The sequence below is a fragment of the Streptomyces sp. KR55 genome (assembly GCF_052245645.1).
Taxonomy (GTDB): domain Bacteria; phylum Actinomycetota; class Actinomycetes; order Streptomycetales; family Streptomycetaceae; genus Streptomyces; species Streptomyces flavusporus.
This window is the reverse complement of record NZ_JBQQCE010000666.1, coordinates 1-3874: the sequence shown is the minus strand read 5'-3', so window position 1 is coordinate 3874 and position 3874 is coordinate 1. Positions and strand designations below refer to the sequence as shown.

Annotated in this window: 3 protein-coding genes; 1 reads left to right on the top strand and 2 read right to left on the bottom strand. The window is 70.4% G+C overall.

The genetic code is table 11. The features are described 5' to 3' along the window. A partial coding sequence (gene uvrC / locus ACTWQJ_RS47925) for an excinuclease ABC subunit UvrC (protein WP_443312656.1) occupies positions 1 to 2016 on the bottom strand: 2016 nt, incomplete at its 3' end. Positions 2017 to 2308: 292 nt separating this feature from the next. On the opposite strand from uvrC, the gene ACTWQJ_RS47920 reads away from it, so the two are divergent. Then, positions 2309 to 3283, top strand: coding sequence for a hypothetical protein (locus tag ACTWQJ_RS47920; RefSeq protein WP_443312655.1), 975 nt, complete (start codon positions 2309 to 2311; stop codon positions 3281 to 3283). Between the two features lie 39 nt (positions 3284 to 3322). Here the strand turns inward: ACTWQJ_RS47920 and ACTWQJ_RS47915 are convergent, their stop codons facing one another. After that, complete coding sequence (locus tag ACTWQJ_RS47915; protein ID WP_443312654.1) at positions 3323 to 3745, bottom strand: Rieske 2Fe-2S domain-containing protein; 423 nt, start codon at positions 3743 to 3745, stop codon at positions 3323 to 3325. Positions 3746 to 3874 lie beyond the last annotated feature (129 nt).

Sequence of the window (3874 nt, the reverse complement as noted above, 5' to 3'; positions counted from 1 at the left end):
TGCCCCGTCTTCCACGTCATCCATGATCTCTCCGGTCGCCGTGTTCACGGCGGGCGCGGCCGGAACCGCCTGGGCAAGGGCCACGGCGATGGTCTCGGCCGTTTTGCGGCCTATGCCCGGAACCTCACAGATTTTGTCGATTGTCGCGGATCGCAGCTTCTTCACCGACCCGAAGTGCTTGATCAGCGCCTGTTTGCGTGTTTCGCCGAGCCCGGGGACGTCGTCCAGGGGGCTCGACCGGAAGCGCTTGGCGCGCTTGGTCCGCTGGTAGGTGATCGCGAACCGGTGGGCCTCGTCGCGGACGCGTTGCAGCAGGTAGAGGCCTTCGCTGGTGCGGGGCAGGACGACCGGGTCGTCGTCGTCCGGCAGCCAGACCTCCTCCAGGCGCTTGGCGAGGCCGCACACGGCGATGTCGTCGATGCCGAGCTCGTCCAGGGCCCGCTTGGCCGCCATGACCTGCGGCTTTCCGCCGTCGACAACGACCAGCTGCGGGGGGTAGGCGAAGCGCTTGGGGCGGCCGTCGTCCTCGGTGAAGGCGGTGGGTGCGCCGTTTCCGGCGGCGTCCGCGGTGCCGTTCGTGAGGTCGGGCTCGCCCTCGGCCCACTCGCCGGTCTTCTCCTTCTCGGCGAGGTAGCGCCGGAAGCGGCGGGTGATCACCTCGTGCATGGAGCGGACGTCGTCCTGCCCGCGGAAGCCCTTGATCTGGAAGCGCCGGTACTCGCTCTTGCGTTGCAGCCCGTCCTCGAAGACGACCATGGACGCCACCACGTCGTCGCCCTGGAGGTGCGAGATGTCGTAGCACTCGATCCTGAGCGGTGCGCTGTCCAGCTCGAGGGCGTCGGCGATCTCCTCCAGGGCGCGCGAGCGCGTGGTCAGGTCGGAGGCGCGCTTGGTCTTGTGCAGGACGAGCGCCTGCTGGGCGTTGCGCTGCACGGTCTCCATCAGCGCCTTCTTGTCGCCGCGCTGGGGGATGCGCAGCGAGACGATCGATCCCCGGCGCCCGGTCAGCCACTCCTGCACCGGCTCCACCGGGTCGGGCAGGGCGGGGACGAGGACCTCCTTGGGGACGGCGTCACCGTTCTCCTCCCCGTACAGCTGCTGGAGGGCGTGCTCGACGAGGGCGCCGGTGGTGATCTCCTCGACCTTGTCGGTCACCCAGCCGCGCTGACCGCGGACGCGTCCGCCGCGGACGTGGAAGATCTGCACGGCCGCTTCGAGCTCGTCCTCGGCGACCGCGATCAGGTCGGCATCGGTCGCGTCCGCGAGCACGACCGCGTTCTTCTCCATGGCCTTCTTCAGGGCGTCGATGTCATCGCGCAGCCGGGCCGCCCGCTCGTACTCCAGCTCCTCGGCCGCCTCGGTCATCTGCTTCTCGAGGCGGCGCAGGTAGGTGCCCGTGCGGCCGGTCATGAAGTCGCAGAACTCCTCCGCCAGGTCCCGGTGCTCCTCGGCGTCGACCCGGCCGACGCAGGGGGCGGAGCACTTGCCGATGTAGCCGAGCAGGCAGGGGCGGCCGGTGCGGGCGGCGTTCTTGAAGACTCCGGTCGAGCAGGTGCGCACCGGGAAGACGCGCAGGAGCAGGTCGACGGTGTCGCGGATGGCCCACGCGTGCGCGTACGGCCCGAAATAGCGCACGCCCTTCTTCTTATGCCCGCGCATCACCTGCACTCGCGGGAACTCCTCGTTCATCGTCACCGCGAGGTAGGGGTAGCTCTTGTCGTCGCGGTACTTGACGTTGAACCGGGGGTCGAACTCCTTGATCCAGGAGTACTCCAGCTGCAGCGCCTCGACCTCCGTGGACACCACCGTCCACTCCACGGACGCGGCCGTGGTGACCATGGTCCGGGTGCGCGGGTGCAGTCCCGCCAGGTCCTGGAAGTAGTTGGCCAGGCGCTGGCGCAGGCTCTTCGCCTTTCCGACGTAGATCACCCGGCGGTGCTCGTCACGGAACCTGTACACCCCGGGAGAGTCCGGGATCTGTCCCGGCTTGGGGCGGTAGCTGGAAGGGTCGGCCATGTCTCACACCCTACTGGCGAGCAGTGACACTCCGGCGAGCCTGTGGACAACGCCCGCAGGTCCTACGGGGTGGCCGGCGGACGCCCGTCCGAGGACACCGGTCGAAGCTCGGCCAAGAGGACGCCACGGTTGGGCATCAGGTGTTGTCGAGGCATGGTCAACACGCTTCAATGCGGGGGAACTCGGGACGGCGGCGTACGGATGTGAAGAAGCCCCGACGCCGGCAGGGGGACCCGACACCCGCGCGAATGGTCTGACCAGCCGTTGTGATCCAGCACAGAAAGGCCCCTGCATGCCGCACGCCACACAGCACGCGGACACCGCCGCCGACGCCGCCGAAGACGTCGCCGCCGCCGCGGAACTGGACACGGCCCTGCAAGGCGGCCCCTTCCACGTCGCGCTGCGCGCCGCGATAGCCGCCCGCGGACTGCCCCTGCAGCGCGTGCAGCACCATCTGTCGCGGTACGGCGTGAAGGTCGGCGTCACCAGCCTGAGTTACTGGCAGCAGGGCGCCCGGCGCCCCCAGCGCCCCGAGTCGCTGCGTGCCGTACGGGCCCTGGAGGAGATCCTCCAGCTACCCGAGGAGTCGCTGATCCGGCTGCTCTCCGACACCGACGAGCGGGTCTCCGCGCGGCGCCGAGGGGCCCGCTCCTACCGCGCCCTCGTCGAGGCCTCGGGCGTCCTGGAACGGCTGCTCGCCGAGCTGGACGCGCCCCTCGACGGCGGGCTGCACATGCTCGGGCACCACGAGCACGTACGGATCGGGGCGGGTCGCGAGCTCATGGGACGCGAGTCGCACCACATCGTGCGCGCCCACCGGGAGGGCGTCGACCGCTTCGTGGCCGTCCACCACGGCGACCCCGGATGCGTACCGGAGCGGGTGAGGGTGCACGCACTGGAGAACTGCCGCACAGGACGCATCCGTTGGCACCACGAGACCGGGGTGCTCGTCGCCGAGCTGCTCTTCGACACCCGGCTGCGGGCCGGCGACACCTACCTCTTCCGCTACGGCGTCGAGGACGGCACCGCCGGCGTCTCGCGCGAGTACGTCCGCGGCTTCGGCCCCGCCGGCGGCCAGTACGCCCTTCAGGTGCGGTTCGACGAGAACGCCCTGCCGGTGCGCTGCCACCGGTTCACCCAGCAGTCGGCGGCGGCCCCGCGCAGCGGCCGCCAGGAGCTGCCGCTCACGGGCCGCCACCATTCGGTGCACCTCGTCGAGCCCCGGGTGCGGTCGGGGATCGTCGGCATCGGCTGGGACTGGGAGTAGCAGTGCTTCGTCAGGTTCTGCCGGGGATCCTCCGGTAGATCAGGCTCCCGGCCCGGCCACGATCCTGCCGTTCTCGGTCCTGACCGGGAGCTCGCTCAGCGGCACGGTGGCCGGGGCGTGCAGCACCTCGCCGGTCGTGGCGTCGAACTCGCTGCCGTGGCAGGGGCAGACGAGTTTCGTCCCCTCCAGCTTGTTGATGGGGCACGCCGCGTGCGTGCAGATCGTGCTGTACGCCTTCAACGAGCCGTCCTCGGCCCGGCTGACCACCACGTTGTGATCGCGGTACAGCCTGGCGCTCCCCTTCGTGACCTCGGTCTCCGCGCCGAGCTCGACCGGCGCGGTGGGCGCACCGGCCGGCGCCCCGCCCTCCGGGGCACAGGCCGCGAGCCCGAGCCCGGCGACCGGCGCGAGGGCCGCCCCTCGCAGGACGGTACGGCGGCTCAGGGAAGGTCGGGCGGACATGGGGTCTCCACTGGTCAAAGGCTCGGGTGCGGATGAGGGGTGGTACCTTCCAACGATAGCGGTCGGTGATTGAACGGGATGTGGGTGGGGGTGGCCTCGACGGCGGACGTAAACGCTTGCGCAAGCGTT